Annotated in this window: 20 protein-coding genes; 12 read left to right on the top strand and 8 right to left on the bottom strand. The window is 66.9% G+C overall.

Going from position 1 to position 26,301, the window contains the following annotated elements:
• Nucleotides 1-47: 47 nt before the first annotated feature.
• Entirely contained in the window at nucleotides 48-2,768 is a 2,721-nt protein-coding gene (locus tag E4634_RS10165; RefSeq protein WP_135443505.1) for an ATP-binding protein, read from the top strand.
• Nucleotides 2,769-2,784: 16 nt separating this feature from the next.
• Here E4634_RS10165 and E4634_RS10160 read toward each other — a convergent pair whose 3' ends face one another.
• From E4634_RS10160 to E4634_RS10150, 3 genes are all read right to left on the bottom strand, one after another.
• The gene (locus E4634_RS10160) at nucleotides 2,785-4,443 is read right to left on the bottom strand and encodes a PepSY-associated TM helix domain-containing protein (protein ID WP_135443503.1); all 1,659 of its coding nucleotides are present in this window, start codon (nucleotides 4,441-4,443) and stop codon (nucleotides 2,785-2,787) included.
• A 73-nt stretch (nucleotides 4,444-4,516) separates the two neighbouring features.
• Complete coding sequence (locus E4634_RS10155) at nucleotides 4,517-4,831, bottom strand: hypothetical protein (protein ID WP_135443502.1); 315 nt, start codon at nucleotides 4,829-4,831, stop codon at nucleotides 4,517-4,519.
• Nucleotides 4,828-5,130 carry a hypothetical protein gene (locus E4634_RS10150; protein ID WP_135443500.1) on the bottom strand — a complete coding sequence of 101 codons (303 nt, stop codon included), beginning with the start codon at nucleotides 5,128-5,130 and terminating at the stop codon, nucleotides 4,828-4,830. The genes E4634_RS10155 and E4634_RS10150 overlap by 4 nt, the downstream gene beginning before the upstream one ends.
• A gap of 324 nt (nucleotides 5,131-5,454) precedes the next feature.
• Here E4634_RS10150 and E4634_RS10145 point away from each other — a divergent pair, with 324 nt between their 5' ends.
• Entirely contained in the window at nucleotides 5,455-7,536 is a 2,082-nt protein-coding gene (locus E4634_RS10145; RefSeq protein ID WP_167854844.1) for a TonB-dependent receptor, read from the top strand.
• Between the two features lie 85 nt (nucleotides 7,537-7,621).
• On the opposite strand, the gene E4634_RS10140 is transcribed toward E4634_RS10145, so the two are convergent.
• Complete coding sequence (locus E4634_RS10140; protein ID WP_135443496.1) at nucleotides 7,622-8,086, bottom strand: hypothetical protein; 465 nt, start codon at nucleotides 8,084-8,086, stop codon at nucleotides 7,622-7,624.
• A 255-nt stretch (nucleotides 8,087-8,341) separates the two neighbouring features.
• On the opposite strand from E4634_RS10140, the gene E4634_RS10135 reads away from it, so the two are divergent.
• The 3 genes from E4634_RS10135 to E4634_RS10125 are packed head-to-tail and all read left to right on the top strand — an operon-like array spanning nucleotide 8,342 to nucleotide 11,140.
• On the top strand, nucleotides 8,342-8,896 hold the full coding sequence (locus E4634_RS10135; protein WP_135443494.1) for a dTDP-4-dehydrorhamnose 3,5-epimerase family protein: 555 nt from the start codon (nucleotides 8,342-8,344) through the stop codon (nucleotides 8,894-8,896).
• Nucleotides 8,893-9,825 carry a Gfo/Idh/MocA family protein gene (locus E4634_RS10130; RefSeq protein WP_135443492.1) on the top strand — a complete coding sequence of 311 codons (933 nt, stop codon included), beginning with the start codon at nucleotides 8,893-8,895 and terminating at the stop codon, nucleotides 9,823-9,825. Before E4634_RS10135 ends, E4634_RS10130 begins: the two co-directional genes overlap by 4 nt.
• Before the next feature lies 1 nt (nucleotide 9,826).
• Complete coding sequence (locus E4634_RS10125) at nucleotides 9,827-11,140, top strand: glycosyltransferase family A protein (protein WP_135443490.1); 1,314 nt, start codon at nucleotides 9,827-9,829, stop codon at nucleotides 11,138-11,140.
• A gap of 87 nt (nucleotides 11,141-11,227) precedes the next feature.
• Here the strand turns inward: E4634_RS10125 and E4634_RS10120 are convergent, their stop codons facing one another.
• From E4634_RS10120 to E4634_RS10105, 4 genes are read right to left on the bottom strand one after another with little or no spacing between them, the layout of a single operon-like run.
• Entirely contained in the window at nucleotides 11,228-12,889 is a 1,662-nt protein-coding gene (locus tag E4634_RS10120) for an AMP-binding protein (RefSeq protein WP_135443488.1), read from the bottom strand.
• A 58-nt stretch (nucleotides 12,890-12,947) separates the two neighbouring features.
• On the bottom strand, nucleotides 12,948-14,090 hold the full coding sequence (locus tag E4634_RS10115) for an acyl-CoA dehydrogenase family protein (RefSeq protein WP_135443487.1): 1,143 nt from the start codon (nucleotides 14,088-14,090) through the stop codon (nucleotides 12,948-12,950).
• Between the two features lie 24 nt (nucleotides 14,091-14,114).
• Nucleotides 14,115-15,104, bottom strand: coding sequence for an NAD(P)H-dependent flavin oxidoreductase (locus E4634_RS10110; protein WP_135443486.1), 990 nt, complete (start codon nucleotides 15,102-15,104; stop codon nucleotides 14,115-14,117).
• Nucleotides 15,105-15,128: 24 nt separating this feature from the next.
• Complete coding sequence (locus E4634_RS10105) at nucleotides 15,129-16,286, bottom strand: acyl-CoA dehydrogenase family protein (protein ID WP_135443484.1); 1,158 nt, start codon at nucleotides 16,284-16,286, stop codon at nucleotides 15,129-15,131.
• A 104-nt stretch (nucleotides 16,287-16,390) separates the two neighbouring features.
• On the opposite strand from E4634_RS10105, the gene E4634_RS10100 reads away from it, so the two are divergent.
• The 7 genes from E4634_RS10100 (at nucleotide 16,391) to E4634_RS10070 (ending at nucleotide 26,253) form a co-directional block, all read left to right on the top strand.
• Complete coding sequence (locus E4634_RS10100; protein ID WP_135443482.1) at nucleotides 16,391-17,017, top strand: TetR/AcrR family transcriptional regulator; 627 nt, start codon at nucleotides 16,391-16,393, stop codon at nucleotides 17,015-17,017.
• Nucleotides 17,018-17,063: 46 nt separating this feature from the next.
• A complete protein-coding gene (locus tag E4634_RS10095) occupies nucleotides 17,064-18,272 on the top strand; it encodes an acetyl-CoA C-acetyltransferase (protein ID WP_135443480.1) in 1,209 nt (402 codons plus the stop codon).
• Between the two features lie 64 nt (nucleotides 18,273-18,336).
• Entirely contained in the window at nucleotides 18,337-20,508 is a 2,172-nt protein-coding gene (locus tag E4634_RS10090; protein WP_135443478.1) for a 3-hydroxyacyl-CoA dehydrogenase NAD-binding domain-containing protein, read from the top strand.
• A 49-nt stretch (nucleotides 20,509-20,557) separates the two neighbouring features.
• The gene (locus E4634_RS10085; protein WP_135443476.1) at nucleotides 20,558-21,766 is read left to right on the top strand and encodes a CaiB/BaiF CoA transferase family protein; all 1,209 of its coding nucleotides are present in this window, start codon (nucleotides 20,558-20,560) and stop codon (nucleotides 21,764-21,766) included.
• A gap of 41 nt (nucleotides 21,767-21,807) precedes the next feature.
• A complete protein-coding gene (locus E4634_RS10080; protein WP_135443474.1) occupies nucleotides 21,808-24,240 on the top strand; it encodes a TonB-dependent receptor in 2,433 nt (810 codons plus the stop codon).
• 47 nt (nucleotides 24,241-24,287) lie between these two features.
• Complete coding sequence (locus tag E4634_RS10075) at nucleotides 24,288-25,142, top strand: oxygenase MpaB family protein (RefSeq protein ID WP_135443472.1); 855 nt, start codon at nucleotides 24,288-24,290, stop codon at nucleotides 25,140-25,142.
• A gap of 211 nt (nucleotides 25,143-25,353) precedes the next feature.
• Nucleotides 25,354-26,253 (top strand): SDR family NAD(P)-dependent oxidoreductase, encoded by a 900-nt coding sequence (locus E4634_RS10070; protein ID WP_135443470.1) that lies wholly within the window; start codon nucleotides 25,354-25,356, stop codon nucleotides 26,251-26,253.
• Nucleotides 26,254-26,301 lie beyond the last annotated feature (48 nt).

Below are 26,301 nucleotides of genomic sequence, written 5' to 3'. Positions count from 1 at the left end.
TCGCCGGATGGCGATACCGCGCGCCGACAAACCGACGGTAACTCCAGATGCCCGACGACAGGCAAGCATCCAGCCCGGCCACCGCCGGTCACGGCGGCGGGACCGGCTTTGTTCACGAGCACCCCGGCTACGCGGAGGCCCTGGCCTGCCTCGCGGAGTTCTGCGCCGGCGACAACCCCGTCTGCCTGCTGACCGGCCCCGGCGGTGTCGGCAAGACACTGCTGTTGCGCGAGTTCACCGCCCCCCTGGGTCGACGGGTGCCACTGGCCTGGCTCGACGCCCGCGACGCAGCCGGCGCCAGTCTGCTGCGCGCTGCCTGCCGCCAGTTCGGCCTCGGCGACCGCGGCTGGGACGCGGACACCGCGCTGCAGCGCCTGGCCCAGCGCCTGCAGGCCTTCGGCGATACGCTGATGGTGGTGGACAACGCGCACCTGCTGGACGCCCGCGCGCTCGGCGAACTACGCGATCTCAGCGACCTGGCGGGGAGTGGCCGCCCGCCGCTACAGGTGATACTGGCCGGCGACGACAGCCTCGGCGAACACATCGCCGGGTCGGAGATCGACGAATGGCGCATCGAGCACTACAGCCTCGCCGCCCTGGGCCCGCAGGACGCCCTGCTCTACGCCGCGGACAACCTGCAGGCACTGACCGGGGGAGCCCCGCCGCGCTTCGGCTTCAAGGCGGGTTACGCCCTGAATCGCTACAGCCAGGGCATTCCCGAGCGCATCAGCCGGCTGTGCGAATGCCTGGCCCAGTGCGCCAGCCCGGACGACGGCCTGTACGACGTCGACACTATTGTGGCCGCCATCGGACAACTGCAGGATGGCGACAACGATGCGGTACCCCCCGGCGGGAACGGGTCCGCCTCTATACCGACCGCGACCGCGACCGCGACCGCGACCGGTGACGATGCCACGGCGCTGCAGCCCGCGCCGGGTGCCAGTGCCAACGGAGAAGCGCGCGACGGTGATACGGCCGAGACCGGGCTCGCTTCGGTCAGCGTCGGGACAAAGGAAAAACCGGCCGACGCCAACCCCGTGCCCGACCCGGCCGCCGACCAGTTATTCAAGGGGCAGCTCCCCCGCGAAGTGGGCGATGAGCGTGTGCGAACGGATTTCGCACGGGTTATCAGCGATGCCATGAGCACCTCGCGCAGCGGCCGTGGGACGACGCCTGACGCGACACCATCGCCCACACGAACGCCCACACGAACGCCCGCCGCGTCGACAGCGACGGACCCCAGCACCTACGAGACACCCCCTCCCGAGCCACCGCCCATCGCGGCCGCTGAACCCCCTCCCCCAGAGCGGGACCGGCACACACCGGCAGTAGCGGAGAGTCCGGTACCGGCCATGCACACAGAGCTGGAATTGGAGCCGGAATTGGAGCCGGAATTGGAGCCGGAGTGGGAGCAAGACCCAGCGCCGGACCACTCCATCGCGGCAGCCGCTGGCAACAGCGCGAAAGCCACGGTTACACCTTCGGCTCCAGCCGCACCCCGGCCCGCTCCCCAGGACCCGCCGCCGCGGGTACTGCGCCGGCGCCAACACCCGCATGTGACCCAGTTCTACGCCCTGAGCGGCATCGTCCTGCTGCTCGGCTGCATGCTGGTGGTGTTCATCTTCAGCGATGTCGATGTACCGACCGCCGACACGCAAAACACACCGATACCGCCAGCAACCGAGCTTTCGGCAGCCGCGCCAGCGCCAGCCCAACAGCAGGCGACACCGGACACACCGGGCGCGCCACCGACGCAGAACCACACGGCGCCAGACACTCCGGCCCCGGTTTCGCCCACCACAGTGGTCACCCGGGCCGAAGTGACGAGCGAGACCAGCGACCCTCCAGCGATGCTCCCGGCAACATCCGGATCGGCGACCACAGGAATGCAGGCGTCAGGTGCGGAAACGACCAGCCCGGAGGCACCCGAGGACGATACCCCGACCGCGGAATCCGCGGATCTGCCGGTGACCAGCATTGCGACTGACGCGCGCATGGCGATTCGCGAGGCGCAAGCATCCGCGCAGGAGCCGCCCAGCCAGGCTGCACCAGGGGTGGATACCTCTGACGAGGTCGCCGCCGACGCGTCATCGACATTGAGCGGAATCGCACAGGTCGATGCAGCTGACACCGTACCTGCGAACCCCGATGCGCCGGTCACCCCAGAATCAAGCGAGACCCAGGCCGAAACGGCGCTTCGGGAAATTGATACCGCCGACGACGCTGTGCGGGCCGCCCCCCTGGGGGGCACCCGCAACGAGGCCCCCGAGGCCAGGGCGCCCGTGGTTGTGGTTCCAACTGGCGAAGCCGCGCAAGCGGGAGCCGACGCAAATTCGGTAGCTGACGCGGGCCCCAGCCTCGCCGACCAGATGGCGGTACTGCTCGCCGCGGGCCGCGCCGCGCTGGCGGCAGACCGGCTGACCACGCCGAGCGACAACAATGCGCGGGACTACTTCGACCAGGTACTGGCGCTGGCCCCCGGCAGCCCTGCCGCGCTGGAGGGCATGCAGGCCATCGTCGACCGCTATGCGCAACTCACCGAGTCCGCGATTGCCCGTGGCGACTACGCGCGGGCGGAAACCTATGCGCGCCGCGCACGCACCATCGGTGCCGATCACCGGGAACTGGACGCGCTGCTGGCGAGCCTGCCGGACACCGCCGCCGGCATCCCCGTGGAAGAGGCGCAACCGGACGTCGACCTGCAGCAGGAAGACAAGGGAATTGTCGGGTTTTTCCGGCGAATTTTCTCCGCCGGCGACGATCAGTAGACCCGCACTCGCCTTTTCAAGCGTTGGTGACCAGCGAATCGCCGGCATCCCCCTCAGCTCTAGCCGCAATGAACCACAGACTGTCCGCCGGGGCGCGACGCACGCGCCGCGCGGTGCGCCGTGCCAGCAGGGCGAGGACCAGGCTGCCCGCCAGCGCCACCACATCGACCAAGACCGAGAGATCCGCGTGGTTCCACCCCACGCCAGGCAGCCACAGGGACAACAGGCTGACCAGCGGGATCGTCGCCGTCGCGGCGGCCGCAAACGCCAGCAGCTCGACCGCGGCACGTGCCACCCCGCGCCAGAAGGACCAGGCTATCACACCGACGAACACCGCGTAGTACAGCCCCGCGTGCCACAACTCGAGATCCGCGACCAGCGCCGGCAACAACTTCGCCGCCGCGATAGTCAGTGACAAACCGGCGATGCAGCCCAGGCTGACGCCGACGGTCAGCGCCCCCATGACCTGCACCGAACGACGCTGCGTTACCGCACCGGCCGAGCGGGCGCGCTGGCGGGTGCGGCGGGACTCCAGCCAGAGCAGGTTGCCGGTGTAAAACAGGGCGGCGCCGGCCAGGCCGAGGAAAAAGTAGGCCCAGCGTATCGGCGCCCCGCCGTAGGTACCGAAGTGCAGGCTGAAAAAACTGGTAATCGTCGCACCCCAGGCGTCCTGCATGCCGGGCATGTAATCCGTCATCTCGATGGCGCCGCTCACCGGGTCAAGCCCGGCCACGCCGCCCTCGGGGGAACGCATGGCGTAGCGCGGATTGTCGCCGAACACGACCAGCGCAGGACCGCGCTGAGGCGACTCGCGATACACGAACCGCCGGGGAATGAAGTCCGGCTGTTGTTCAGCGAGCCGCGCCACAAGCGCGGCGGGCGCCAACGAAGCTCCGCTGACGACCCCAGTGGCAGCGCCAACCGCAGGAGCCGCTGGGGTGGCAGGGGCCGCCGCACTTTGCGGCTTGTCACTCCCGCGGATCGCGAGCTGCTCCTGCGCCGCGTAGATCTGGTCGTGAAACGCGAAGATTACCGCGGTAAACGCCATGACCAGGTGGAACGGCAGGCTGAACACCCCTAGCAGGTTGTGCACGTCGAGCCACATGCGCTTGAGGTTGTGGCCGATGCGCAGGGCGAACAGGTCCTGCACCAGGGTCGGCAGGAGTACGACGCAGCCTGACACCAGCGCGAGACCATACAGCAGGGCAATCATCCCCATGATCGGCATGGCGACTTCATGCGGCAGCAACAGGCCGACCTGCTCGTGTAACTCATCGACCAGTTGCGGCAGCGGGGAGTGCGCGGCGCGTGCGACCACCAGTTCCCCCTCAGCATCGAGGTCGGCGTGCATCAGCTGTGGGGGGTGGTGCTCGTCCGCGTCTTCCCTGGGCAGTTCCCAGCTCATACGCGCGGGATACTGCGCGCTCGGTTGCACTACGATCTGGTAGCCCTGCCCCGCCTCCGGGTAGCGCGCCAGCACCTGCTCCACCAGCACCGGCACGTTTTCCAGCGGTGAAAGTTCGCCGAACACGGAGGGCGCCGACGCCCAGCGTTCCAGCGGCGCCTTGAACATGGTCAGGGCGCCGGCGTAAAACGCGATGAACAGCGCGAGGCCGCAGACGATTCCGGTCCAGGTGTGCACGTCCTTGTACATTTTGATGACATCACTGCGCATGCGAACGACTCACGGGTTGCATGGGGCCGGCCTGCACGCCGCCCCGGGTTGGAAACAGAAGCGCCCGGTCATATCAGGGAACAGCCAGCAGCAGCCCCCAGACCAGCAGGTTGGCGGCGCCAAGCCAGGCCCAGGCGCGCAGGCCCGAGCGAAACATGAAGCAGGCGCACAGGATGGCAAGCAGCAAGGGCGAGACCAGCCACATGGTGAACTGGTGCTCCAGCGAAAATCGCCCCACCCCGCCCAGGGCAAAACGTGCCAGCAGGCCACCCGCGCCCAGGGCGAGGAACACTCCGCACACCAGCCCGGCGCTGGCCTTGCCCAGCCAGTCGCGACTGCTGTAGCGATAGGCGTCTGCACTGCGCCGGCTTGCGCGTACCGGGCTCATCGGCGCACCACCTTGTTGTCCTGCGCGCCGGACCGCGGCCGCAGGGCGGCGCAGGCCAGTGGCGAGAGCGTCCACAGCAGCATCAGCGCGGCGACAGCGATGAACACCGCGGTCGCGCCACCGAACTGCGCCAGCAGCGACCACAGTGCAAGCAGCAGGCAGGCCAACCCGGCCGCCCCCAGCACGCGCGGCGCCAGCGGGCGCCGCGGCGCGAACCTCTGGTGTGGGCTCGCCATGTAGAGACAGGCCGCGCCTGCAATCAGCAGCACGGCGCTGACCCACCCGCTTTCAAGACTCATAGCTTCCCCCCATTGAACTGGTGCGTTCCGGACGCTGTTTCGCCCTGCACATCCGCGCGACCTCGCCCCGCGCTTTTACCGCGCTGCGCGCAGTAGGCCGAGAAATTCAGATAGCGCCGGGCGCAGGCACTGATGCTGACACTGCTACGAACACCCGTACCGGAATACCCGGCCCTCCATGCCACCCAATTATGGGCACAGCCACAAAACCTTTGCAACTGATAATCATTATCGTTTAGATTTGTTTGCGGACCGACGCTGCGCGACCCCCGCGGCGCTGCATCCCGGTCACTACCCAAACAACCCATGAGAAGAGGATTTTCCGTGAAACACTCCCCCAGCGGTCGCAGCGCCCCACTGCTGTTCTCCACCCTTGCCCTGGCCGCTTTGGCCGCGCCGGGCAGCAGCGCAGCATCGAACCAGGCAATGGGCGGCGATTCCCCCGGCGAGCAAAAAGACATCGAAGTGGTTCGCGTGGTGGGTGAAAAAGTAGAGCGCTCACTGAAGGAAACGACGTCCTCTGTAGCCGTGATCTCCGAAGACACCCTGAACGCGCTGCGCAGCTATACCGTGTCCAGCCTGCTGTCGGAGATTCCCAACGTAATCGTGACCACCGGCTCGGCGCCGAATATCCGCGGGGTCACCGGCAACGGTTCCGCCGGTGGATTCAACTCCATCACCGGCGGCGCCAAGCCGCGGGTATCCACGCTGATCGATGGCGTGGCGGAGCCCTTCGTCGCTGACCTCACCGGGGATTCCGGCATCTGGGATATCGAGCAGATCGAGGTTTTCCGCGGCCCGCAGTCCACCAGCAACGGTCGCAACAGCATCGGCGGCATGGTGTATATCCAGACCAAGGACCCCACCTTCGAGTGGGAGGGCGCGGGGCGCGTGGGCTACCGCGACCAGGACGAGTACCTGGACGGCGCGGTGATGCTGTCCGGCCCGCTTGTCGACGACATCCTGGCCTTTCGCGTCGCGGCGCAGGCGCTGAACGCGGACACTATCACCGACGACCGCGGCTTCGACAGCAATCCGCCAGACTATGACCTGGACGAAATCGAAACCCGCCGGCTGAAAACCAAGTTGTTGTGGACGCCGACCACCGACTTGCGCGTCCTGCTGACCTACTCGGGCAACAACGAACAGGGCGATACAGGGCGGGTGCTCTACAGCGCCAAAGACCCGTGGGCCTACGAGCGGATATTCTTCCGCGATATCGAAACCGACTCGGACACCACCAGCGCGCGCATCGACTACAGCTTCAGCGAGCGGTTTTCGCTGGAAGTGCTCGCCGCCTACACCGATTACCAGTGGGGGTTCGATTCCTACGAGGCGGACCCGGCGCTGGAACAGCAACTGGTCTTCGACCAGCAGGACATCACGCTGGATGCCCGCTTACACGCGGGACAGGCAGGCGACAGCGTTTACGGCTTCCTGGGTCTGGCGTACTTCGAACGCGAGCAGGATTTCGAGAGCACCGGCGCCTACCTGTACATCGGCGACGACAGCAGCGACGCCGCTGCGCTCTACGGCGAGGTGACCTGGGCGATCAACGACCGCCTGCGCCTCACCGGCGGCCTGCGCGTCGAGCGCGAGCAACAGCAGCGCTACTTCAACTACATCAGCTTCGAGCGCGCCAGCGACCTGGATACCGACGAAACCATCACCCTGCCGAAAATCGAATTGCAGTACGACCTGGACCTGCATACCACGGTGGGCCTGAGCGCGCGCAAGGGCTACAACGCGCCGGGCGGTGCCTTCGCCTTCGCCTCCGGCAACTACTACTACTTCGACGAGGAGAGTGTGTACACCTACGAGGCCAGCCTGCGCGGCGGGTGGTTCGACAATCGCCTGAACCTCGCCGGCAACCTGTTCTACAACGACTACGACGGCTACCAGGCACTCAACTCGCTGCGCGAGATCAGCAATATGGACGCGGTGGAAACCTACGGCCTGGAGCTCCAGGCCGAGGCATTGCTGACGCCGGACCTGGCACTCTCGCTTGGCCTGGGCTTACTGGAAACTGAAATCAAGGATGGCGGAGCGGCCTACCCCGCGGTCAACGGCAACGAGTTGAGCAATGCACCGGCAATCACCGGCAGCCTGGACCTGTACTACACCTTCAGCAGCGCGTTTGGCGCGGGCGCCCAGGTGCGCTATGTGGACGAGTATTACGGCGACCTGGAAAACAGCGACGAGCGCGTGGCCGGCGACTACTACCTGGCGCGCGCCTATGCCGACATCACGCTGGACCACTGGAGCATCTCAGCCTACGTCAACAACCTGACCGATGAGGAGGCCTTCACCGTGCGCGAACCGCCGGGGCGCAGCGCGGCCGACGGCTATGTGGCCTTCGTCGATCCGCGCACCGTGGGCGTGACGGTGACCTACCACTTTTTCTGATCGAGTCCGGAGATACCGCTCGGGCGCGGGTGATGCACAGCCGACGTCACCGGTGATATCGAGGGCCACGACTTCGCGGATGGGGTCAGGCAGTCACCCGCCGACGCAGGTAGGCAGCTGCCGCAAGCACCAGCGCCCCGCACAAGGTGACCAGCGCCCAGGGCGTGGTCGCGGGAACCGGCTCGGATGCGCAGTCGTCGGTGCTGACGGAATAGGTGTTTTCCGGCTGGCCGTTGAACTGCCAGTCCAGCAGCAGGTAGACCACCGGCTCGGCACTGACGAACGTGTAGGTCACCTGGTGCGGCGTGACGAACTCCACATCCTCCAGGATATTGTTGCCACCGGGTGAGTCACCCATCACGATTGCAGTGCCACCACCCACACCAGTCTCCATGGTGACGTCGATCGACGAGCCGGCGGGCATACTGAAGGGACCGATGTTCACATCGCTGTCCCCGTTGCCGGACTGCACGATACAGTCGCCCCAGGCAGGTGACTGCAGCGCCAGCAGCCCCAGTACCGCTATCGTACTACGCGAGAAATGCTTCATTGTTATCTCCCCTGTTGTCGCCCCTACCCCGGGGCGCGAGCCTTTACAGTGTAAAGTTTCTATGCCGGGGGTACAAACCTGCTTCCGCCGGGTTCCGCCGGCCTGTTACTTGCGCTGGCGTTGCCCCACGAGCACCGCCACCCCTTCGAACAACCCAGACAGCATCTCCGAGCCCTGTCCTCATTCGTGGTGTCATAAATACCCGGTATTGCCTATCATCAAAGGCAACCACCACGCGATAAGAAAAGGCCCGACATGGCATCCGTCGAATCCCTCGCTGCGCCTGCGCTCGACCTCCCTGGCGGCGTGCAGCTGCTCGCCCTGCAACCGCACACGGACCAGCGCGGCGAATTGATGGAACTGTACCGCGATGGCGGTTCGGATCTGGCGCCGCCGCGGCAGTGGAACCTGCTCAACAGCGCGCCCGGCTCGGTGCGCGGCATGCACGCGCACCTGCGTCACACGGACTATGTGGTCGTGCTGTCCGGCGTGATGCTGCTGGGCCTGTGCGACACCCGCCAGGGCTTTGCCGCCAACTCATGTATCGTCGAGTTGCGCGGCGACCAGCCGCAGGCGGCGATCATCCCTCCCGGCGTGGTGCACGGGTTTGTCACTACCGAGGGCTATTCCCTGGTCACCGGCCTGTCCCACACCTGGAACCCGGCGGACGACCTGTGCTGTCGCTGGGACGACCCCGCCCTGGCGCTGGACTGGCCGCACATCGAAACCCCGGCCCTGTCGGCGCGCGACGCGGCGGCAGGCTCGCTCGCTGAACTGGCCGCCGCCTGGAACGCCAACGCGCCACGATGACCGACAAACCGCGTATCGGCCTGGTCGGTTGCGGCCGCTGGGGCAGGCACATCCTGCGCGACCTGCTCAGCCTGGGCTGCCAGGTCGAGGTAGCCGATCCGGACCCGGCGGCGCGGCAAGCGGCGGCGCAACTGGGCGCAACCCGCAATGTGAGCGACGTCGGCGACTGGGTCGACGACGCCCTCGATGGCTTCGTCGTCGCCTCTCCCATGCAAATGCACCTGGCCCATATCGACGCCCTGCTCGTGCACGCGAAGCCGGTGTTTTGCGAAAAACCGCTGTCGAATGACGCCGCCGCGGCACATGACATCGTCCAGCGCGCGGGCCAGCGCCTGTTCGTTATGCACAAGTGGCGCTACCACCCCGGGATCGAAGCGCTGGAAACGCTGGCAAAAGAGCAACGCTACGGCGCCGTGCGCGAGATTCACACCCGCCGCCTGCAGTGGTCCCTGGACGACCCGGACAAGGACGCGGTGTGGGACCTTGCGCCCCACGACCTGTCCATCGTCCAGGCCATCGCCGGCGCGCTGCCCCCGCCGCGCAGCGCAGTGATGCACTGCAATGCACGCGGCAGGCCCGTATCCATGGTGGCACTGCTGGCGGGCGCGAACGGCCCCAGTGCGCACCTGCACCTGGCCTGCAACTGGCCGCACGAGGAGCGATCCGTGCAGGTCGTGTTCGACGACGCCGTGGCGGTACTGGCCGACGCCTATGCCGAACACCTGGATATCCACCATGGCGACGCGGCGCAGCCGGGCACAGTCGAGCAAGTGGCAATAGCGCAGGAGTTTCCGCTGCTGCGCCAGCTGCGCAGTTTCGCGGATCACCTGCGCGGCGGCCCGCCGCCCAAGACGCCGGCTAGCGAGGGACTGGCGGTGGTCGCCGCCATCGACAGCCTGCGCCGACTGGCGCGCGGTGAGGAACCCTGACATGGCCAACATCCTGGTGATCTGCCCGACCTTCGACCACGGCGATACCCTGTACGCGGCCATCGGCAGCCTGCTAGCGCAGAGCGTCCAGGACTGGGAACTGGCGGTAGTACTGGACGGCGCCCCGCCCGCGACCCACGCCCTCGTCGAGGCGTTCACGCGCCTGGACCCGCGCATCCGCATGTACAGCTTTCCCAAGTCGCAGCGCTACGGCGAGGAACACCGCGACGCCATCATCCGCGCCTCGGACGCCGAATTCGTCTGCCACCTCGGCGACGACGACCTCTACCTGCCGGACCACCTCGCCGGGCTGCGCGCGCAACTGGCCGACGCGGACTGGACCGGCCGCGCCCCGCTGGAACTGCTGGACCGGGAAAACATCTGGAACCCGCGCAATTTCGGCACGCCAACCCTGCGCGCGGCGATGGCTGCGAATCGCATCAAGGGCATCAACCCCGGGCTCACCAACACCGCCTACCGCAAGAGCGCCTACCTGCGACTGCCGGTGGGCTGGACCTGCGCGCCCTGGGAGGCCGGCGCCTCGGACATGTACATGTGGGCGAAGTTCTTTAACGACCCCGAACTGCGCGTGGCGGCAACTTCCGGCATCTCGGTGCTGCGTTTTTCCAGCCGCACCCCGCAGCGCCGCGGCATATCCACCCAGTACCGCACCGCCAATATCACGCCGTGGATGGCGCAGCTGGCGCGACCGGGGCTGGCCGACGAGTTGCGCGACAGCGCGGTGCTGTTCAAGCGCATGCTGCCTCTGTTCTACCTGCACGGTACCGGCGATAGCCTCGAGTCCACCCTGCAGCGCGCGGGCCTGTTCGCCACGCCGGCCAACGAGGCACCCAACGTCGCCATCGACGGCGAGCCCATGTCCCTGCCGGTCAATTCACGGCAGCTGGCCGAACTGGAGGACGCGCGGCTGTTTATCCGCGCCTTTGCCGAGGATGACCCGGCGAGCCGCGCAGCTGCGCAAACACGTTTCGAAGACCGGCCGCAGGTGTGGCTGTGGGCGGCGCGCAGCCTCGCCGACTACCGCCTGGATGCCGACGCCACCCTGCGCGCGCTGGACGCCTACCGCGAGGCGTTTCCCGACGATCCGCAGCCGCTGCGCCTGGCGGTCAGGACGCTGGCGGAAGAAAAGCGCCTGGACGAAGCGCGCGAGCAGTTCGCCATCCTGCAGCGTCGCTGGCCGTCACACGACGGCCTGGCGGAACTGGCGCAATTGCTCGGGGACACGCAGGAGGCCGGGACGGCGGACTCACTCGTGCGGCGACTGCTGCGGAAGGTGCGAACGCGAAATGCGTAGGTGCCAGCCGCGATACGCGCGACACCAGCAGCGGACGCCTTGAACCTGACCCTGGCCCTGGCCCGGTAAACTCCCGCGGCGCGAGGCCTACTCCCAGATAACCCTGCGCCTGGAACCTCGCCAGCCTTCGGCGAGGGGCAGGCAGCGCTGCTCGATCACCTCGCGGCGCAGCTTCAATGTGGGCGTCAGCGCGCCGCTCTCGATGGTCCAGGGGTCTTTTACCAGCACGATGTAATCGAGCCGCTCGTGCTCCTCCAACTGGCGATTGACCTGCTGCAACAGTTCATCCAGTTCGCTCTCCAGGCGCGCGCGCTGGTCCGGGTTGTCGGTCCCCGGTGACAGCACGGCCAGCGCGAAGGGCTGGGGCTGTCCCGGTCCGGTGACGCAGGACACCTCGATAGCCGGGTGCGCGGCGAGCAGGTTCTCGATAGGCACCGGCGCCACGTACTTGCCCTTGCTGGTTTTGAACAATTCCTTCACCCGGCCGGTGATACGCAGGAAACCGTCCCCGCTCACCTCGCCGCGATCGCCGGTGTGGAAAAACCCGTCTTCGGTCAGCAGGCGTTGAGTCTCCTCCTCCATGCGGTAGTAGCCGAGCATCTGCCCCGGGCTCCTGACCAGGACCTCGCCGCTGGCGTCGATGCGACACTCCACCCCGGGCAGCGGTATCCCGACATAGCCCAGGCGCACCTGTCCCGGTCGCGAGGCGTGGGAGGTCGCGGCGTTTTCCGTCATGCCGAACACGTCGAGGATCTCCAGCCCCAGCCGCCGGTACCAGGCGAGCAGGTCCGCCGGCATCGGCGCCGCGCCGGCCAGGGCCACGCGCGTCGCGTCCAGCCCGAGTTCGGCGAGGATGCGCCGCTTGACCCGCTTACCGACCATCGGCAGCGCGAACAGGATGCGCTGCTGTAGCGGCGGCAGCTTCGCGTTGACTGCCTGGTAGAACTTGGTCCAAAGGCGCGGCACGGTGAAGAACCGGGTCGGGCGCGCCCGCTTGAGATCCTGGGCGAAGGTGTCCAGCGAGCGATTGAAGAACAGCTGGAAGCCGAACACCAGTGCGGGAATCTCCACCGCTGCGCGCTCGCCGATGTGCGCCAGCGGCAGGTAGGACAGCATGCGGTCCTCCGGCGCAGGGCGCCACAGGTCCTCGGAGCAGCGACAGGGCGCCATCAGCGAACGGAAACAGTGCATCACGCCCTTGGGCTTGCCGGTGGTACCCGAGGTGTAAATGATCGTGGCCAGCGCCTCCGGGTCGCGCAGGTCGATGTGCTCTAGCGGGGTACAGCGCGCCTGTATGGCCTCCCAGCGCTCGCCGTGCGTGTCCGGCGCCTCGGGCAGACACAGGCGCGGCAGCGCCGGCGGCAGGACCTCGCGCACCTGCTCCCAGCTATCGCCCTGCCCGTCCAGTCGGCCGATGACGACCAGGCGCGCAGCGCAGTGATCGAGTATGTACGCGGTGGCCTCTGCGCCCAGGGTCGGGTACACCGGCACGCTGACGTGCCCGGCCATCCAGATGGCGAGGTCCGCGACGATCCAGTGCGCCGTGTTCTTGCCGGTAAGCACGATGTTGCTGCGCGGGGGCAGATCCAGCGACACCAGGTAGGCGGCGGCGCGCCGCGCCTGCTCCTCGACCTGTAGCCAGCTCAGTACCAGTTCGCTCCCGTCCGATAGCGGCTGGGTCAGGAAGGGCGCATCGCCCTGCACCTGCGCCCAGTGCGCCAGCGCGTGAAGTGGGGTGGGAAATTCCATGGCGTCACTCACCCTTGTGTTGCCTCGATTTATTATTGCCAGGCGCGTGGCCGGTTGTTTACAGGCTGCGCGCGATCAGTTCCTTCATGATCTCGTTGGTACCGCCATAGATGCGTCCGGCGCGCGAGTCGACCCAGGCGCGTGCGATAGGGTACTCGAGCATGTAGCCGTAGCCGCCGTGCAGTTGCACGCCCTCGTCGACCACCCGGCACAGCATCTCGGAGGTCCACAGCTTGGCCGCGGCAGCGGCCTCCTGGCTGAGCTGGTTGTCCAGCACCAGTTCCAGGCAGCGGTCGACAAACACCCGGCCCATCGCGATCTCGGTTTTCATCTGCGCCAGCGTAAAGCGGCTGTTCTGGAAATCCGCCACCGGCTGACCGAACACCTTGCGCTCGCGGGTGTAGTCCAGGGTCACCGCCAGCGCCGCCTCGGCGGAGGCCACCGAAAGGATGGCGATGATCAGCCGCTCCCAGGCCAGCTCCTGCATCAGTTGCACGAAACCGCGTCCCTCCACCTCACCGAGCAGGTTGGATTGCGGCACGCGCACCTCGTCGAAGAACAGCTCGCAGGTATCCTGGGCGCGCATACCGACCTTGTGCAGGGGTTTGGCCTTGGTGAACCCCGCGCGCTCTGCCTCGACCAGGATCAGCGAGAGATCCTTGGACCCCGAGCCGCTGTCGCCGGTGCGGCAGACCACCACAGCGATGTCGGAGAGGTAGCCGTTGGTGATGAATATCTTGGAGCCGTTGATGACATAGTCGTCACCGTCCTTCACCGCCGAGGTCCGGATCGACTGCAGGTCGGAACCGGTACCGGGCTCGGTCATGGCAATGGAACCGATCGCCTCGCCGCTGGCCATCTTCGGCAGCCATTCCAGCTTTTGCGCCTCGCGCCCGAAGTTGCAGATGTAGTTGGCGACAATGTCCGAGTGCACGCCGAAGCCGGGGCCGGTGGCGCCGCAGTAGCTCTGTTCCTCCATCAATACGGCACTGAACGAGCGGTCCACGCCCAGCCCGCCGTATTCCTCCGGGATGGTGAGACACAGCAGGCCGAGCTCGCCGGCCTTGCGCCACAGCTCGCGGTCGACGTGCTGCTGCTCCTCCCAGGCCTGGTGATAGGGCACCACCTCCTGCTCCATGAAGCGCCGCACCGTGCGCCTGAATTCCTCGTGCTCCGGCCCGTACAGGGTTCTAGGCAACATGTTTATCGACTCCTTCGGTTGTTGTTATTGCGCTGAGGATAGACCGAACTGCGCGTTGACGCGGTCCAGTTCCGCCCGCGCCTCGGCCATCATGCGCGCGAGCAGCTCGGCACAGCTCGGGATATCCTCGATCAGCCCGATCACCTGGCCCGCGGTCCAGATACCGCCGTCGATATCGCCGCCCTCGAGTACCTGCTCGCGGCCGCGCACGCCAGCCACCAGCGGCTGGATCTCCGCGAAATCCGTCGCGCCGTCGCGGCTCTCGATGGCCAGCACTTGCTCCGCCACGCTGTTGCGGAACACCCGCGCGGTGTTGCGCAGGGTGCGGAAGATCAGCGCCGTCTGCCGCTCGTCCGCCGCAACCATCGCCCGCTTCAGGTTCTCGTGCACCGGCGCCTCGATTGTGGCGACAAAGCGCGTACCCATGTTCACCGCCTCCGCGCCGAGTAGCATGGCCGCCGCCATCTGCCGCCCGGTGCCGATACCGCCGGAGGCCACCATGGGCACCTCCAGCTGTGCCGCCGCGGCCGGCAGCAATACCAGGTTGGTGACATCGTCCTCGCCGGGGTGGCCGGCGCACTCGAATCCGTCGACGCTGACCGCGTCGCAGCCGATGGCCTGGGCTTTCAGGGCGTGGCGCACGGAGGTGCACTTGTGGATGACGTGCACGCCGTTCGCCTTGAACAGTGGCATGTACTCCTCAGGGCTGCGACCGGCGGTTTCGATGACACGCACGCCCGCATCCACCGCCGCCTGCGCGTACTCCGCATAGGGCACCGGTTTGATGGTCGGCAACAACGTGAGATTGACGCCGAAAGGTTTGTCGGTCATCTCGCGACAGCGCAGGATCTCCCGGTACAGCGATTCCGGGTCCGGCTGGGTCAGCGCGGTGAGAATACCGAGCCCGCCCGCGTTGGACACCGCCGAGGCCAGTTCCGCCAGCCCCACCCACATCATGCCGCCCTGGATGATCGGGTACTCGATGCCCAGCATCGTAGTAATACGTGTTTTCAATCCTGCCTCCGCCGCCCCTGCAGCTCAGTGTTTACCGCGAAAATCCAGGCCCATCTTGCGCGCGATGATCTCGCGCATGATCTCGCTGGTGCCCGCGTAGATGCGTGAGATGCGCGCGTCCGCATAACGCCTGGATATCATGTACTCGTCCATGTAGCCGGCGCCGCCGTGGAACTGCAGGCACTGGTCAACCACGCGCCCTTCCAGCTCCGAGCAGAACAGCTTGACCTTCGCAGCGTCCTCCGCGGCGAGTTCGCCCGCATTGAGTTCCTCGACACAGCGGTCGAGGAACACCTGCGCCGCCTCCATGTCCGTGGCCATGCTGGCGAACTGGAAGCGCGTATTCTGGAAACTCGCCACCGGCTCGCCGAAAACCAGGCGCTCGCGGGTGAACGCCAGGGTCTCGTCCAGCGCTGCCCTGGCGTTGGCCAGCGAGCAGGTCGCACTCTGCAGGCGCTCCTCCGCGAGGTTTTCCATCAAGTAGTAGAACCCGCGACTGGGATCGCCCAGTTCATTGTTCTTCGGTATCCGCACTTCGTCGAAGAACAGTTCGGCGGTGTCCTGGGCTTTCATGCCCAGTTTCTCCAGGTTGCGGCCGCGGCTGAAGCCGGGCATGTCGCGCTCGACCAGGAACAGCCCGGTCTGGCGGTCGCCGACCTCGCCGGTCTTAGCCGCGACCACGAACAGGTCGCCGATGATGCCGTTGGAGATATAGGTCTTGGCGCCGCTCAGGCGCCAGTGATCGCCGCAGTCGACGGCGCGGGTTTTCATCGCCGCCAGGTCGGAGCCGGTATCCGGCTCGGTCATGGCGATGCCGAGGATGGTATCGCCGGAGATACAGCCCGGGTAGAAACGCTGTTTCTGCTCCGTGCTGGCCAGGCGCCCCAGGTAGCGCCCCACCAGGCGATTGTGCGCCGGAATGAAAATATCGCCACAGCCGGCCCGGTACAGTTCCTCGATCAGCACCTGGTCGTAGCGGAAATCGTCGAGGCCCAGCCCGCCGAACTCGGACTCGGCCCACATGAACAGGAAGCCCAGTGCGCCGGCCTTGCGAAACACCGCCCGGTCCACCACGCCCTGCCGCCGCCACTCATCCATATGCGGCTCGGCCTCGTCCTGCAGGAAACGGCGCACCGAATCACGGAACATTTCGTGTTCTTCCGTCAGCCACCTGCGCCGCATGTTGCTCTTCCTCGATCAGCTTGACGGGCATCCTAAACAAAATACTTGTTTGTTACAAGCATGTATTGTTAGACTGCGCCCATCGAGTGACAGGAAGGCAGCCAATGGCGACCGAAAACAAGCGACGCACCCAGGCCGAACGCTCCGCGGAATCCGACCGGCAGATGTTCGAAGCTGCGACCCAGTTGATCGTCGAGCGCGGTCCGGAGAAGACCACCCTGACGGACATCGGCATCAGCGCCGGCTACAGCCGCGGACTGGCCGCCTACCGCTACGGCACCAAGGACGTGTTCTTCTCCGCGCTGATCGCCCACCTGCACCACTCCTGGTGCGAGGAACTGGATCTCACCATCGGCGATTCCAAAGGGCTGGAAACCGTGCTGCTCGCGGTCACCGCATTGAAGAACTACGTCGAGGCGCGGCCGGACGAGCTGCGCGCCATGTTCAACCTCTACTACTACAGCATCGACCACCACTCCGAGATGACCCAGCAGTTGGAGAAGATCCATGTCAGCCAGCGCAAGCAGGCGATCGCATGGGCCGAGGAGGCAGTAGCGCGCAAGGAAGCGCACCCCCAGGTCTCGCGCGAGCGCTTTGCCGAGCAGTACTGCGCGCTGATCTTCGGCGCCATCTACCAGTGGCTGGTGAGTCCGGCGCGGGTCGCGCTGCCGGAACTGCTCGAGAGCTGCAAGTTGAGCCTGCAGGCGATGCTGCAGATTCCGGAGTCCTGAGAACTCGCAAAGCGGAACGCCAACCATCCAGCCAGGAATGCAGGGAATGCCAGAGAACGCCTACATCTACGACGCCTTGAGAACACCGCGCGGCAAGGGAAAGCCCGGCGGCTCGCTGTACGAAGTGAAGCCCGTGGCCCTCGCCGCGGGCCTGCTGCGCGCACTGCAACAGCGCCACCAGCTGGACACCAGCCGCGTGGACGATGTCGTCCTCGGCTGCGTCTCGCCGGTCGGCGAACAGGGCGGCGACGTGGCCAAGACCGTGGTGCAGTTCGCCGACTGGGACCAGAGCGTCGCCGGCGTGCAGCTGGACCGTTTCTGCGCCTCGGGGCTGGAAGCGGTCAACATCGCCGCGCAGAAAATCGCCTCCGGCTGGGAGGACCTGGTGGTGGCCGGCGGCATCGAGTCCATGTCGCGGGTGCCGATGGGCACCGCCGGCGGTGCCTGGATCAACGACCCTGAGATGAGCTTCCACGACCGCGTCGCCCCCCAGGGCATCGGCGCCGACACCATCGCCACGCTGGGCGGCTGGACACGCGAGGACGTCGACACCTTCGCTCTGGCGTCGCAGCAACGCGCCGCCCACGCCCGCGACAGCGGCTGGTTCGACCGCTCGGTGGTGCCGGTGGTCGATCGCAATAACATGACGGTCCTCGCCCGTGACGAATTCATCAAGCCAGATACCAGCCTCGAAGCGCTGGGCAATCTGAAGCCCTCCTTTGCCGCACTGGGCGCGCTGGGTTTCGACGACGTGGTGCTGTCGAAATACCCGCGGCTGGCGGCGATCGACCACGTGCACACGCCGGGCAATTCCTCGGGCATCGTCGACGGCGCCAGCGCGGTGCTGATCGGCAATCAAGCGGCAGGACGCGACCTCGGCCTGCAGCCGCGCGCGCGCATCGTCGCCACCGCGGTGCTCGCCAGCGACCCGACGATCATGTTGCTGGGGCCGGCCCCCGCCGCACGCAAGGCACTGCGCCGCGCCGGCCTGGAAGTCGCAGACATCGACCTGTGGGAGATCAACGAGGCCTTCGCCTCGGTGGCGCTGCGTTTCATGCGCGACCTCGATATTTCCCACGACATCACCAATGTCAACGGCGGCGCAATCGCCATGGGCCACCCGCTGGGGGCTACCGGCGGCATGCTGGTGGGCACGCTGCTGGACGAACTCGAACGCAGGGACCTGAAGCGCGGCCTGGTCGCCCTGTGTGTGGGCGGCGGCCAGGGTATCGCAACGATTATCGAGCGCGAGTAGGCGACGCACACGAGCGAACGGGCACGAGCGAACGGACACCGAAAAAACAAGGGAACACGGCGGCATGAGCGAATCTCTCCACGGCTTTACCTACGAGCGCGACCCGGCGGGGATCGTCACCATCACCATGGACATGGACGGGCCGGTGAACGCCATGAACGCACAGTTCCGCGCGGCGATGGTGGCGACCCTGGACCGCCTGGAGAACGAACCCGGCCTTGCCGGCGTCGTGATCACCTCGGCCAAGGACACGTTCTTCGCCGGCGGCGACCTGAAGGATATCCTCGCCGCGCCGAAGGGCGAGGAGGAAGCCCAGTTCCACCTGATCGAGGACGGCGTGAAGGCCCCGCTGCGGCGCCTGGAAAAACTGCCGGTACCTGTGGTCGCGGCGATCAACGGCGCAGCCCTCGGCGGCGGCCTGGAGATCTGCCTGGCCTGCAACCGCCGCCTGCTGCTGGATGCGCCGACGGCGCAGATTGGCCTGCCCGAAGTCACCCTCGGCCTGTTGCCGGGGGGCGGCGGCGTGGTGCGCTCCATTCATCTGTTGGGAGTGGAACGCGCCCTCCCCCTGCTGCTCGAGGGCCAGCGATTGAAACCGGCCCAGGCGCTGGCCTGCGGCTACGTCGACGCACTGGTGGCGGACGCCGCTGGGCTGGTGCCCGCGGCGAAGGCGTGGATCGCCGCCAACCCGGATGCTAGCGCGCAACCCTGGGACAGCGACGGCCACCGCATCCCGGGCGGCGACCTGCGCAACCCGGCGGTCGCGCAAATCCTGCAGGCTGCGCCGGCGATGACCTTCAGGAAAACCCGCGGCCTGCTGCCGGCGCCAGAACGCATTCTCTCGGTGGCCGCGGAGGCGCTGATCGTGGACTTCGATACTGCGCTGCGCGTCGAGTCGCGGGAGCTGGCCTGGCTGATCACCACGCCCGAAGCCAAAAACATTATCAGTACCGGCTTTTTCCAGATGAACCAGATCAACAGCGGCGCCAGCCGTCCCACCGCACCGCCACGTACACAGGTAAAAAAGCTCGGTATCCTCGGCGCCGGCATGATGGGCCAGGGCATCGCCTACAGCGCCGCGGCGGCGGGCATCGACGTGGTGCTCAAGGACGTCACCCGTGAGGCGGCGGAGAAAGGCAAGGCCTACAGCGCCACCCTGCTCGACAAACAGATCGCGCGCGGGCGGAAAACCGAACAGGACAAGGCGGAGCTGCTCGCGCGTATCACCGCCACCGCGGACTACGCCGACCTCGCCGGCTGCGACCTGATCATCGAGGCGGTGTTCGAGAACATGGCGCTGAAGAAGAGCGTCTCGCAGGAGGCCGAGCCGCACCTCGCCGCGGGTGGCGTGTTCGCCTCGAACACCTCTACCCTGCCGATCACCCGGCTGGCCGAGGCCAGCGCCGCGCCGGAAAACTTCATCGGCATCCACTTCTTCTCGCCGGTCGACAAAATGCCACTGATCGAGATTATCTGCGGCGCACAGACCAGCGACGAAACCCTGGCCAGGGCCTTCGACTTCGCGCGGCAGATCCGCAAGACGCCGATCGTGGTCAACGACTCGCTGGGCTTCTTCACTTCACGCGTCTTCGCCACCTACATGGACGAGGGCGCGCGGCTGCTGCGCGAGGGGCTGGACCCGCTGCTGATCGACGCCATGGGCAGGCAGGTGGGCATGCCGGTGGGACCGCTCACGATACAGGACGAGGTCAGCCAGGAACTCACGCGCAAGGTCGCCGAGACCCACCGCGAACTGGGCGTGTACGGCAGCAAGAGCGACAACAGCTTCAACGCGGACCTCGCACAGTTGATGGTCGAGGAGTACGGCCGCGGCGGCCGCCACCACGGCGGCGGCTTCTACGAGTACAGCGCAGACGGTGGCAAGACGATCTGGCCACAGCTCTACACGTTGTTCTACCGCTCGGAGGTCAACGTCCCCAGGCAGGACATCAAGGACCGCATCCTGTTCCGCCAGGCCATCGAGAGCCTGCGCTGCCTGGAGGAGAACGTATTGCGCTCGGTGGCGGACGGCAACGTCGGTTCGCTCCTGGGTATCGGCGCGCCAGCTTGGTCCGGCGGTTTCATCCAGGTGGTCAACACCTGGGAGCACGCCGGCGAGCGCGGCCCGCGCGCCTTCCTGGCCCGCGCGCGGGAACTCGCGGCCAGCTACGGGGAGCGCTTCACTGCACCCGCCATTCTCGAGGAAAAGGTCGCCAACGATGCTCTCTTCGCCTGATTCCAGAGACAGCGGCATGCTCATCGCCGGCGCAGTGAGATAGCCGACCATGGGCGCGCTCAGCGGTTACCGCGTGATCGAACTGGCAGGTATCGGCCCCTGCCCCATGGCCGGCATGCTGCTCGCCGACATGGGCGCCGACGTCATCTGCGTGGACCGCAGCCACCGCCGCGACCCGCTGTACGCGCGCGACATGAGCCGGCGCGGCAAGAAGTCCATGGTCGTCGACCTGAAAACGCCGCAGGGCCGTGACCTGCTGCTGGAACTGGTGGCGACGGCGGATGTGCTGCTGGAGGGCTTTCGTCCCGGCGTCGCGGAAAAACTCGGCATTGGCCCCGCCGACTGCGCCGCAATGAACCCGGCGCTGGTCTACGGCCGCATGACCGGCTGGGGCCAGGAGGGTCCGCTGGCGCACAGCGCGGGACACGATATCAACTACATCGCGCTGAGCGGCGCGCTGCACGCGGTGGGTCCCGCGGACGGCAAACCGGTGGTGCCACTCAACCTGGTGGGCGACTTCGGTGGCGGCAGCCTGTTCCTGGTCACCGGCGTACTGGCGGCGCTGCTGGAAGCGCGCGCCTCCGGCCGCGGCCAGGTGGTCGATGCGGCGATGGTGGACGGCGCCGCCAACCTGATGTGGATGTGCCACAGCTTTCACGCCGCCGGCTTCTGGGACCTGTCCCGGCGCGGCGTCAACACCCTGGACGGCGGCGCCTTCTTTTACGATACCTACGCGACCGCCGACGGCGAGTACATCGCGTTGGGTGCGATAGAACCGCAGTTCTATGCGCAACTGCTGGAACTCGCCGGACTCGACCCCGCACGTTTCCGCGCCGAGGAGCAGATGGACGCGACGCAGTGGTCGCGCCTGCGCGAGGAACTCGCCGCGGTTTTCCTGCGCAAGACACGCGCACAGTGGTGCGAATTGCTGGAGGGCAGCGACGCCTGCTTCTCCCCGGTGCTGAGCGCACTGGAGGCCCCGGCACACCCGCACAACCGCGCTCGCAACGCCTACCTGGAGGTGGACGGTTTCCCACAGCCGGCCCCCGCACCTCGCTTCAGCCGCACCGCATCGCAGGTCGCCCACGGCCAGCGGCTACCCGGCGCGGACACCCGGGACATCCTGCACGGCCTGGGCCTGGTCGACGCCGATATTCACGCGCTGGCACGCGACGGCGTCATTCACTGCACTGATCACTACACATCTCACAGCAAATCGCCCCCGGAGAGGTCCGCCGGCGGTAAGGAAACCCCGTAGTTCGGTACCCAACAATTCGCGAAATACATAAGGATAAAATCATGCACACTACATCGCGTTCCTCACTCTCCCTGGCCTGCACCCTGGCCTGCAGCACCGCGTTCCTGGCACCGACCGTCGAGGCCCGGCAATCCGGCACTTCCCTGGCCCTCGAGGAAGTCATCGTCACCGCCCAGCGCAAGGAGCAGTCCGCCAACGACGTCGGCATGGACATCCAGTCCTACGCCGGCGAAAGCCTTGAGCAGTTGCGCGTCACCGACGTGGAAGACCTCACACGGCTGGTGCCCGCCTTTACCGTGGCGCAGAGCTACCAGGGCGTGCCCACCTACACCCTGCGCGGCATCGGATTCAACACGATCAATATCTCGGCGAAATCCAGCGTGGGTACCTACGTCGACGAAGTGGCCTACCCCTACCCTGTGCTGAACTCGGGGCCGGTATACGACCTGCAGCGCGTCGAGGTACTCAAGGGCCCGCAGGGGACCCTGTTCGGCCGCAACACCACCGCCGGCCTGATCAACCTGGTGACCAACAAGCCAACCCAGGAATTCGAGGCCATGCTGCGCGGTGAAGTCGGCAATTACGACTCGATCAACCTGGAAGGCGTGGTCAGCGGCCCGCTCGGCGACCGCTTCGGTGCGCGCCTCGCGGTGCGCAGCGAAAACAGCGGCGAGGGCTGGCAGAAGTCGAACAGCCGCGGCGAGCGGCTGGGCGAGGTGGATCGCCAGGGTGCGCGCCTGTCGCTGGCCTGGGACCCGAGCGACAGCCTGCACATCGACTTTTCCTACAACTGGTGGCGCAACCAGTCAGACATGCTCGCCGCACAGGCGATCGGCTTTACCCCGTCCACGCTGGGCAGCCCGTTCAACGCACCGGGCCTGATCGATTACGTGGCGGCGAACCAGCCGAACAGCGCCGACGAGGCCGACTGGGCACCGCGCGCCACGCGCAGCCAGGACATCGGCATCGGCGCCGGCCTGCCCGGCGACCTGGCCCAGGACAGCGAACTCAATGCGCTGGCCCTGCATGTGAGCGCCGACCTGCCCGGCGAGATGCGCCTGGTGTCGCTTACCGGCTACCACGACCTGCAGCGCGACGGGCTCACCGACTTCAGCGGCGCGCCCTATGAACTACTGATCGAGGACCTCGAGGGCGAGATCGAGAGTTTCTCCCAGGAACTGCGCCTGGAGGGCGAGACCGGCCCGGCCAACTGGCTGGTCGGCGTCTACTATGCCGAGGACGAGTTGCTGGACTCCAACCGCACACTGCTCGGTGAGAACGCCAACGTCGCACTGGTGCGCACCTATACCCTGCAACTGCTCGGTACGCCGTTCAACACCGGCGGCTACACCGCCGAGGATGCCAGCCAGGCGTTCCGCACCTATATCGACCGCGCGGATATCGACGCGCGCTCCTGGAGTGTGTTCGCCAATGCCGACTGGAAGCTTACCGACAAGCTCAACCTGACCACCGGCATCCGCTACACCGAGGACGAGCAGGACTACGCCGGCTGCTCGCGCGACTTCAACGGCAGCATGCTGCCCAACGTGAACGTGACCAACCGCTACCTGTATTTCACCGCCTACGGTGTCATGCCCGAGGAAATCAGCGCGGGCGAGTGCAATACTTTCCATCCGGACACCGGCAGCTTCGGCATTGTCGAGTCCGAACTCAACGAGGACAACGTGGCCTGGCGCCTCGCGCTGAACTGGTGGCCCGGCGAGGACACCCTGCTCTACGCGTCGGTCACCCAGGGCGCCAAGTCCGGCGAGACACCGGTCAACCCGGCCAACCTCGCCGAGCAGAACGCGCCGGTCACCCAGGAGGAGTTGCTCGCCTATGAGACCGGCGTAAAAGCGACCCTGTTCGACGGCCGCCTGCAGGCCAACGCCAGCGCGTTCTTCTACGACTACACGGACAAGCAGCTGAACGTGTACTTTGCCGACCCCATCTACACCGCGCTGCCGCGCCTGGACAATATCCCTGACTCCGAGGCCTACGGCCTGGATACCGAACTGACCTGGCTGGTCACCGAGGGACTCACCGCCTTCGCCGCCGCCACCTGGCTGCAAACCGAGATCCAGGACTACACCGGCATCAACAATGCCGGCGAGGTCACCGACTACGACGGCGCCGAATTCCTCTACAGCCCGGACCTCACCGCCTCGCTGACCTTCCTCTACCAGCGCGCCATCTCCGCCGGGCTCGGCTTCAACGCCAGTCTCAACGCGCGCTACCAGTCGGACTCCTACGCCAATCTCGAAGGTGACGACGAGTACACCATCGACGCCTACAACGTGGTCAATGCGAGCATCGGGCTGGGCGCGCTGACGGGTAACTGGGACGTCTCGCTATGGGCGGAGAACCTGACCGACGAGTACTACTGGCTGACCGTGACCCAGGGCGCCAATACCGTCATTCGTTTTCCCGGCAAGTCGCGCACCTATGGCGCGACACTCACTTACCGGTTTTGACGCGCGCCGCCATCGGTTCATCACGCGCCGCGCAGGAGGATACCCGCATGTCCCATGTCGATTTTGGCCAACCGCGCGGCGAACCGGCGCTGCTGGCGCCGGACTCGGTGTCCTGGCGTGTATTCAAGAACCCGGTAGCCATGTACATCGGCGGCATTACCGCGGTACTCCTGGAGTTCGCGGAACCGCGGGTGCGCAGCGGCGTGTGGGACCACACCACATTTCGCGAGGACCCGCTGCCGCGGCTCAAGCGCACCGGGCTGGCCGCCATGGTCACGGTGTACGCTGCGCATAGCGTGGCCGAACAAATGATAGCGGGGGTCACGCGCATGCATGCCCGTGTCAGCGGCGAGACGCCCGGCGGGCAGGCCTACGAGGCGCTCGACCCGGAGCTGATGAACTGGGTGCAGGCCACCGCCTCGTTCGGTTTCCTGCAGGCCTACCACCAGTACGTTGCGCCGGTGTCCACGACGGACCGCGACCGCCTCTATCGCGAGGCACAGCCCGCCGCGCGGCTCTACGGTGCCCCCGCTGCGCCGGGCAGCGAGGCGGAGCAGCAGGCGCTGTTCCAGCACATGCTGCCGCAACTGGAAGCCCACCCCATCGTGCGCGAATTCCTGGAGATCATAGGCAGCGCCGGCGGCCTGCCCCTACCGCTGCGCCCGCTGGGCGGACTCTACCTGCGCGCGGCGGTGGCACTGCTGCCGGCGCAGATCGGCTCACTGCTCGGGCTCGACGACGACTACCGCCTGCAGTCCTGGCAGCGCCGCCTGGTACGCGCCTCCGCCGCCATCGCCGACCGCCCCAGCTTCGCCTCGCAACCGGCGGTGCAGGCCTGCGAACGGCTCGGGCTGCCAGCGAACTACCTGTTCCAGCGCGCTACCCCGCCGGTCACTCGCTAGCCGCGCTCCGCGCGCGCAGCGACTGACCAGCGCCCATCCGCACACACCCCCTGTCCTTCGTGTCCCGGCGATTGACATTCTGCCACTTCGATTTATTATGGAGCACACTACTCCATAAAAACGCGCAGGTAGCCGCAAGCGCCCGCGCCACTGCCGGCTGCTGACGCCCCCGACTGAGGGTTGGCGCCAGGGCCGACCAAGGACACGCACTATGCAAAATCTGGCAGGCAAGACCGCCATCGTCACCGGCGGCGCCGCGGGCATCGGCCTCGGCATCAGCCGCGCCCTGCTGCGCGCGGGGATGAACGTCGCCATCGGCGATATCCAGGAAGCCGCGCTTATTAACGCTCGCGATGAACTGGCGGACTACCCGGAGCGCCTGCTGGTGGCGCGGCTGGACGTCACCGACCGCGAGGGCTTCGCCGCTTTTGCCGATGCCGTCGAGGCGCGCTTCGGCGCCATCCACCTGCTCGCCAACAACGCCGGCGTGGTGGTCTCCGGCCCTATCGCACAGGCCTCTGCGAGCGACTGGGACTGGGTGATCGACGTCAACCTGCGCGGGCCGGTGAACGGCCTGCTCACGGTATTGCCGCGCATCCTCGGCCACGGCGAGGGCGGGCACATCCTCAACACCGCCTCGACCTCCGGGCTGCTGCCGCACGCCGGGGCCGGTATCTACACCACCACCAAGGCCGGCCTGATCGGCATGAGCGAGGCCCTGCGCAGCGAACTCGAGCCCCAGGGCGTGGCGGTCTCGGTGCTCTGCCCCGGCCCGGTGCGCTCGGATATTTCCAACGCGGGCCGCAACCGCCCCGCCGCCTATGCCGGCTCCGGCTACACCGCGGCGGCAGGCCCCAGCGCCGCGGACCTGCCGGACTGGATGATGAGCGCAGATGCGGTCGGCGAACTGGTGCGCGAGGGTATCGAGCGCGACCTGCTGTACATCCTCACCCATAACGAGCACCGCGCGGGTCTGGAGCAGCGCGGCGCGGCGATTCTCGCGGCACTGCCGGCGGGCGAGCCCGATGCCGAGCTCATGGCGGCCATGCACATGACCCTGGAAAACCCGATCTTCGCCGCGGAAATCGCCCGCCAGCAGGCGAAGGGCTGACCCGGCGCACAGCGCTTCGGGCTGTCGCGACGGCGAAGGAGAACTGGC

The organism is Mangrovimicrobium sediminis, assembly GCF_004745945.1.
Lineage (GTDB): Bacteria > Pseudomonadota > Gammaproteobacteria > Pseudomonadales > Halieaceae > Mangrovimicrobium > Mangrovimicrobium sediminis.
The sequence above is the reverse complement of the archived record's forward strand: the minus strand, read 5'-3'. Positions and strand labels throughout refer to the sequence as shown.